This window comes from Desulfosporosinus sp. BICA1-9, from assembly GCF_000802135.1.
Genome location: NZ_JUEE01000033.1, coordinates 1 through 6,590 on the forward strand (window position 1 = coordinate 1; position 6,590 = coordinate 6,590).

4 protein-coding genes, 1 pseudogene and 1 riboswitch are annotated in these 6,590 nt (G+C 42.6%); of the genes and pseudogenes, 1 reads left to right on the plus strand and 4 read right to left on the minus strand.

The window, feature by feature from the left end:
• The 4 genes and pseudogenes from JL57_RS04455 to JL57_RS04465 all read right to left on the minus strand — a co-directional run.
• Positions 1 to 2,904 (minus strand): DUF6531 domain-containing protein (locus JL57_RS04455; protein ID WP_034140863.1); only part of this gene is annotated, 2,904 nt, incomplete at its 3' end.
• Between the two features lie 89 nt (positions 2,905 to 2,993).
• A riboswitch (cyclic di-GMP riboswitch) is annotated at positions 2,994 to 3,079 on the minus strand.
• A gap of 589 nt (positions 3,080 to 3,668) precedes the next feature.
• A pseudogene (locus tag JL57_RS33480) lies at positions 3,669 to 3,929 on the minus strand (ISAzo13 family transposase); the annotation flags it as partial.
• On the minus strand, positions 3,887 to 4,225 hold the full coding sequence (locus JL57_RS04460) for a transposase (protein ID WP_034140864.1): 339 nt from the start codon (positions 4,223 to 4,225) through the stop codon (positions 3,887 to 3,889). The pseudogene JL57_RS33480 and the gene JL57_RS04460, both read right to left, overlap by 43 nt.
• A gap of 158 nt (positions 4,226 to 4,383) precedes the next feature.
• Positions 4,384 to 5,979 (minus strand): transposase, encoded by a 1,596-nt coding sequence (locus JL57_RS04465; RefSeq protein WP_034140865.1) that lies wholly within the window; start codon positions 5,977 to 5,979, stop codon positions 4,384 to 4,386.
• Between the two features lie 101 nt (positions 5,980 to 6,080).
• Here JL57_RS04465 and JL57_RS04470 point away from each other — a divergent pair.
• Positions 6,081 to 6,590 (plus strand): transposase (locus JL57_RS04470; protein WP_291299701.1); only part of this gene is annotated, 510 nt, incomplete at its 3' end.

Genomic DNA, 6,590 nt, shown 5'->3' on the forward strand with positions numbered 1-6,590 from the left:
CAGGTTTCCGACTTGATCATATTGATAAGCAGTAAGTGCACCGTCAGGGTCACTTTTGCCAGTAACTTTTTTTAGATCATCGTAACTTAAGGTGGTCACATTATTATTGGCATCTTTAACCGTTATAAGGTTCCCCGTCGGATCATAGTCATAAGCTGTCTGGTTGCCCAAAGGATTTGTGACACTGACTAACTGGTTTAAAACGTCGTAATTTCTGGTCGTTGTGTTACCACCCGCATCAATGACTTTAACCATGCGATTGGAAAAGTCATATTGCAGCTGGGTAGTCTGACCCAAAGCATCGGTTAGAGCGGTAAGCATATTGAGAGCGTTATATTGGAAACTAGTCGTGTTTCTGGCAGGATCAACTGTTTTAACTAAGTTGCCCATCGGATCATACTCATAACTAGACACCCTGCCTGCCGGGTCAACTTTTGTGGTTAATTTGCCTAAGGGATTATACATATAAGCAGTACTTTGGCCTAAAGGGTCTTTTTGTTCAACTAGATTCCCTTTATTATCATACTTATATTCCCAAATATCGCCATTAGCGGTAGTCTTGACAGAACGTCGACCGGCTGTGTCATACTGGTAGCCAGTAACTTTCCCTTCTGGATCGGTTTGAGAAATGAGCTGGTTAAGAGGATCATAAGAAAACAGGGAAATGCCATCTAATGCATCCGTTGCTTTTGTAATATTGCCCCGTTCATCATATTCATAGGTGAAGGCATTCCCTTTGGCATCGCTGCGTTGAACTAACTGTTTTAATGCATTATAGTTAGTTTGACTAATGTTTCCCAAAGGATCGGTAAGTTGGATTATGTTTCCTGCTGCATCATAGGTATAGGTTGTTTTCTTGCCAAGCTGGTCTGTGACGGTTGTGATCCTTTTGGAGACATCATAGGTATAGTTTATGCTGTTACTTTTAGAGTCCGTGACTTTAATTAGATTCCCCACTTCATCGTACTGGTAAGTGGTGACAGTCCCTCCAGGGCCAGTTAGGGAGATAACCCGTCCTAATTCGTCATAAGTATAGCTAGTGAGGTTACCTAAGGGATCGATTTTTTCGGTAAGTTTACCTTCACTGTCATAGAGATAGTGCGTCTGATTTCCGTTGAGGTCAGTCGTTATTTCAGGCTGTCCTGACCAATGATAAGTGATGCCTGCAGTACTACCATTGGGAGCAATTAATTTATTGATTCTTCCAACCGGGTCGTATTCGTAAACGGTAGTATTGCCGAGGGGATCACTGATTTGCTTCACCCTATCCTTGAGAGTAAAACTAAACCTCTGAGTACTACCGGCCGGGTCGGTTATAGAAAGTACACGCCCTACTAAATCATACTGATAATTGACTTGCCGTCCCAAAGGATCGATCGCAGTAAGCAGGTTTCCGTATGCATCATACCGGAAAGCAGCCTTGTTTCCGGAAGCATCGGTACTTCCGACTCTGTTACCTTTATTATCATAAGTAAATGAGACACTCTGGCCCAAAGCGTTGGTTACTTTGTTAAGATTTCCTTGATCATCGTAAGCATAACTTGTCTGGTTACTCTGGGGATCAGTAACTTTAACCGGTTTGTTGTAAACCGGCTCATATTCGATGATCGCGCTAAGTCCGTCCGGGCCGGTAACTTTGGTAAGGTTTCGTTTGCTATCAAATTCATAGTTGGTTGTCTGACCTAACTGGTCAGTTTTAGACGTTTGATTACGTTTGCTGTCCCAGGTGGATTTTGTAGTTTTTCCTAAAGGATCTGTTATCTGTATGATATTGTTCTCACTGTCATAGTCGTAGTTTGTAACTCGGTTGCCGAGACGGGTTACGGTTGTTTTCTTGTCAGCTGGGTTGTAGTCATAGGTTTCAATTATTGTTCCGGATGGGTTGGTAACAGTTTTCAGCTTACCACTATCATAAGTATAGTTATACGACTTACCCACGGCATCGATCACGCTGGTAAGTTGGTTATTTAAGTCGTAACTATAGGAAACTAGGCTACCTGCCGGGTCAGTTACCTTGATTAGCCGGTTATTTCCATCGTACTCAAAGCTAGTTGTCCTTTCGAGGGGATCAGTTACGGCGCTTATTAAGTTACCGGAGTAAGACAGGCTGGTTGATCTGCCGCCCATATCGGTTATTTGAATAAGGTGTCCTTGCTTGTCATATTGAAAGGTTATGCTGTTGCCATTACTGTCGGAGATCTCGCTGAGTTTTCCATCGATCTGATTCGGTGCCCAACTTTTCTGATAACGGTTATATTTATAGGTTGTACCGTCTTTTTCCTGGACGGTGTATGTAACATCCTGATTCCTAGTAAGCGTGGCAGTATTGGAACTCTGTACTGCTGTGTAATAGCCGTCATCCAGGGGATATTGAATTCGGTTATCCCCGTCAAAAGAGCTTACCTTCAGGGACGGGTTGTTTTTCGTATAGTTATATGTCAGGCTTCCCTGGTCGCCAGCATGTTCCAGCATGGCATATTCATGGTACATTGTAAGATACCGGTTATAACTATAATCCCAGCCCATGCCAAAGGGCCCAACTTGGGTGCTGCCGCTGTTATAGGTCCGATGTAAAATAACGGGAGAGCCCTCAGCGGGAATTTTTAAGTCAGTAGAGTTTAATATTAATTTCCCCTGGATTATATCGACTGTGGCTGGTTGCGAGGGCTTGTTATTAGGCAAGCCGGCTGTGTCTGTATTAAAAGGCGATGTTCCAGCCTTGTTCATTGCCTCGGTCAAAGGGTCAGGATTGTTGGCGTTGACTTCATTGGGATTTAAATAAGTGTTTGGAGTCTGGTGCTGCTGCCAGTTAGCCTGTGCCATAAGTGGATTGGCAAGGAGGAAAACACAACTTAGGAGAGAAGCAATTAGCTTCCTGATGATTCTGGCTTTTTTCCAAGACATTTTCAAATTCCTCCTCTTTTTTATCTCTATATAAAATAAAAAAGCCTTTCTCCAAAGCAAGAGAAAGGCCAAGCGTGCTACAAATATGTTACAGCAACCTGGCAGTCATAGCCTTCTCAGCCTTAGACCCATAGCTTTGCGTCCCCGCCTTTCGACGGGTTTGCCATTTATATAAATTTCGACTTTATTTTACCATTGTTCTTTGGAATAATTTGTCGTAATGTGTTTGCTCTGTAAGTTTTTTTCTCCGGGTTTAGGATACGTCTTAAATACAAAGGGTGAACCCTTGCTCTATCTGTTAAAATATCCAATCTTTTTAAGACTTACAGAAAGGCTACTGGACTGTAAATGGTATCATCCAGTTGGAAACGTCTCTTCAACACAGATATTCCACTTCCTTTCAAAATTCAGCAGGTATGAAACCGGGCATTTGTTTTTTTACATGGACTTCCCCCCTCAATTTGTGAATATCCTGTTAGAGGGGTACCGCCAACTATGGTTAAAATGTTGTTCCTACCCCTATATGAGATATAAATTGAATAATTTATTTTCACTCCCTTCGTTTTTTCTCCTCCGCAGACCTGCATACCTTGCGAAGGGATTGCTAGCCATTAAATGGATACCTTTTATAATTTTCTATGTTTAATAATTATTTCCTGTACGCTGACAGTATTAATGGTTTTGCTACTATTTTCGCAATTATTCCAACTATATAATTCGACTTAGGGATCACAAAATATTAAGAGCTAGTATAATACAATTTATTACATATTGGGCGTTATTGTGTAATTCCATTCTCCATGAAATTCGTGTCTCTTTAAATTGAGTTTTGCTAGTTCTTCCTTGCTTATTTTTTTACCTTTTTCATAAATATTTGTATCCGGTACGCTTTTAACCACAAGCCCTTTTTCTGTTCGTGTCGAGCCAATCAGATTCACAATGGTTTCATGGCTTGTTAAAGGTCTCCCGCGCCAGTTAATACTTATTTGAGAAAATAATTGATGTTCAATCTTATTCCACTTGCTTGCAACTCCAAGCCTTCTCTGCCTACGCTACGTCTATGTTTCATTTTGATTCTGCTGTTAATGCCTTCGATCGGGCCATTACTGATATCCGGGTAAAGCAAACTGTTTTTCACGGCATTATAGTCGTCTAGAATGCCATTTGCAAATTGTGCCAAAGAATATATTTCGGAATTAATATACTTAGAAATGAATACATCCAATGCTTCAATACTGCGGGTATCAAACACATTGTAGAAGTCTTTCAAGAATTGCACTAGCACTTGCAGCACTGGGAACATAACATACACCTTTTCCATAATCAGTTTTTTTTTGCTTCCGTATTTCCCGCTGGGTTGTCGGTCTCAGCAGATTTACCCACCGGATTGCCAGCTTCGTCAGATTTGCCTTTGCTGAACATGATTTTCCTGATTTCAGGTGGCAACGGAGAGTCGTCTGGAGCAGACAAATCTCGTTTTTAAGTTTTGGCTTCGGAATCGTTTTCGAGCGGGTTGCACCCGTTCGCTCTTGGATCGCTTTTTCCGCCATTCTTGGTGCGATCTTTGGATGCTTCCTTGAGTATGCTGCGATAAACAGTCCCATGGGTAACGCTTTCTAAATTCAGGTCTTGAGGCTTTTCAAGTTCATTCGGTCTGGCTTCTTCCAAATTCTCTTTACGCACTTTGACTATATACTGGTAGATGGCATTGGAGCATCCGTCAAAACCCATTTCTTTCAATACTGGGTATATGGTGCGGTGGCTGTGCCCTTCTTTTAGCATGGCTGTGACAGTCTCCCTGAATGGTTCAACGATTGACTCACTTGACGGATGAGCCTTTGGACCGATCGTTTTTATGTTGCGTGTCGCAATCTTCTCGAAATGCTGCTGTTGTGAGGAATTCATCATTGCTATATTTTTTTCGATTTTTTTATCGACTGATTTCAGTGTCTCTACTGCCACCCTTCGGTAGCGTTGGACGTCCATCATATTCATTCCCAAGCTTTTCGCGATATCCGCCGTCCTCATGCCTTTACCAGCCAGTTCTAATATCTTCAGTGTGCTCCTGTATTTCGCTTCTTGCTTTTCTGTCAGCTTGGCGAGCCTAACGCGCTTATTTACAGTTTCATCGGGGACGTAGAAATAGTCATCATTCAAAGCCGAGCCGTCGCCTTCGCGCACGAATATTCTGGCCGGAATTACGCTCATAAGGGCTTCCTTTACCGCAGCTTGAGCGTTTTTGATTAGGTGAAACCGGTCGGCAACCTGAGTCTTGTTGGCCTCTGTCGCTGCTGACGAGTATGCGCTAGCCCGATCCCTGCTGAATATCTTTGACGACGTGAATTTCTCCAAAACCTGCGCTACTGCCTCTTTATTTGTTCCCCTGATGATTATTAAAACTCGATGGGTTTTTTCATCTATAAAAACAGTGCAAGCCGAAGATTTGTCACCTTTCCTGAGGTTTACATCATCTACGGATATGATCTCAACATCGTTATCTCTCAAGCTCTCCTCGATCACTTTGGCCGCTACAGCCTTTGCATATCTGGATATAGTGTCGTTGCTAACCTTTGCCCCTTCCAATTTCAGTGCTTGCTCCGCAGCATGGCAGTTGCTCTGCATAGCCTGCAATACGCAATATTTCTTAAACCGTTCTGTTTTCCGCGCATCCTCATCGCAAAATCCGTCTGTCCGTTCAGTAAATATCTTATGCTTACATCCAGGGTTCCGGCATTTATATTTGTTGACTCTGCATACATGGAATACTGCCATACCATTCACCGGAATATCCTGAATTTCTTTATGATAGTACTCATTTGCAAGCTCCGTGCTTTTTTCCCCACAAAATGGGCAAATCGATTCCGTTGTATTGGAAACCCAATAAACCTTCTTTGCTTCCTTGCCCATCTCGATATCCTGCAGTTCAAAGTAGTCTGGGACAACACCGCCATATTCAAAGTGTTTCGTCACTTGCATTTCGATTTTGTAGAGTTTTTCCGCTGCTTCTGGATCAAACCCATCTTTTGACAACATCGAAATAAGCATAGCTTTTCGTCCGATGTTTTCCTGCAACATTATCACCTCTGCGCCTATTATTGCAGTTTATTATATCATTCAGGTTTTTGGTTGTCCAGCCATTATATATTCGTATTTGAGTAAGAGCCGTATATCATAATGTGAAAACCCGTGGATGTCCAGCACTTCCTTCATCTTATTTGAGAAAGATCCCTATCTCCTCCTACTCTAACCTGATTGAAGACGTTGAATGGGGATACAACCGGGACAAGGAAGCTCTTCCTCAGATCAACCTCTGCATGCTTATGGGTGAGAAGTCAGGGCTTCCCATCTATCAGACCGCATACAGTGGCAGTCTTAAGGATGTCAGCACACTGAAAACCACGTTGGCTAAAATGGATGCCCTATCGAAAGGGAAACCCACGCTGATTGTCATGGACAAGGGGTTCTTTAGTACCAAAAATGTAAACGCCATGTTGAACGATACGGCAAAACTACGCTTCATCATCTCCGTTCCTTTTACATCCAGCTTTGCAAAAAAGCAAGTGGAAGGTGAGCGCAAAGATATCGACAGCCTTCAAAACACCATTGTTTCAGGGGGCGACTCCATGCGCGGGGTCACCAAACTCAGGTCCTGGAACAAGGATCACAAGATTCACACGCATGTTTAC

Coding starts and splice junctions, on each gene's coding strand:
- JL57_RS04465 (WP_034140865.1), bottom strand. CDS start 5,979: ATGTTGCAGGAAAACATCGGACGAAAAGCTATGCTTATTTCGATGTTG.
- JL57_RS04460 (WP_034140864.1), bottom strand. CDS start 4,225: ATGGAAAAGGTGTATGTTATGTTCCCAGTGCTGCAAGTGCTAGTGCAA.